Origin of the sequence: Thioclava sp. F28-4, from assembly GCF_002020045.1 — a bacterium.
In the GTDB taxonomy this organism is placed as follows: domain Bacteria; phylum Pseudomonadota; class Alphaproteobacteria; order Rhodobacterales; family Rhodobacteraceae; genus Thioclava; species Thioclava sediminum.
In genome coordinates this window covers 1-985 of sequence record NZ_MPZQ01000048.1, presented here as the reverse complement: position 1 = coordinate 985, position 985 = coordinate 1, and the positions used below count along the sequence as shown (strand labels likewise).

Here is a 985-nt window from a genome sequence, read left to right as displayed (position 1 = left end):
CGGCCCGACTTGTCCAAGACGGGGATGTGCGGCGCGATCTTGCGCTCGACCAGCCAACCCAGCATCGGCCCGGTGCCATAGGCGGTATCCGCGATCAGGCGTTCGGGATGCAAATCGAACTTGGCCTTCACCCGGTCCAGCATGGTGCGTGTCGAGCCGACCTCCGCCTGCCGGATCGACCGCGTCGCCTCGACATCCACAATGACGCCGTGATCCGTGTCGATCAGGTAGTTGTCTGAATAGCTAAAGAATGCCGGACCCTTGCGCGCTGCCGTCCACTGGCTGGCCGGGTCGGAATGCGAGGTGAACTTGGGCTGGACCTCGCTGGCGGCACCGAAGGCGGCCTCGTCCAGCGTCTCAAGATACTCGCGAACGGCGCGGGGCGCATCCGTCGGATCGATTTGCGAGGCGTCCCACTCTTCCTTCGCCGTCGAGTTCTGCTTGTTCGCATCCGCCTCGATCAGGCTGGCATCGACCGCCATGCGCTGCCCGCTCACCAGGCCTTCCTCGATGCAGCGTGCGACCGTCATCTCGAACAGGTGGCGTAGCAGCTCGCTGTCACGAAACCGGCCATGGCGGTTCTTCGAAAAGGTGGAGTGATCCGGCACCCGGTCAGCAAGGTCGAGCCGGCAGAACCAGCGATACGCCAAGTTCAGATGCACCTCTTCGCAGAGGCGCCGCTCGGACCGGATGCCGGAGCAATAGCCGACCAGGAGCATGCGGATCAGCAGTTCGGGGTCGACAGACGGACGGCCCGTGTGGCTGTAGAAATCCGCAAGATGAGCACGGATGCCGCTCAGATCGACGAACCGGTCGATGGATCGAAGTAGGTGATCTTGCGGAACATGATCCTCCAGCGAAAACTCGTAGAACAGCGCTGGCTGAGCTTCCTGCTTCGGTCCCATCATCGCCAATCCTCCCACCTGATGTCGGAATTGAATCAGCGCCACGCCCAGCAATCAAGCGCGAGTTTTTCAACGGAATA

At 62.0% G+C, this 985-nt stretch carries 1 protein-coding gene; it reads right to left on the bottom strand.

The features are described from left to right. Positions 1-908 (bottom strand): IS1182 family transposase (locus BMI87_RS21810; protein ID WP_078523544.1); only part of this gene is annotated, 908 nt, incomplete at its 3' end. Positions 909-985 lie beyond the last annotated feature (77 nt).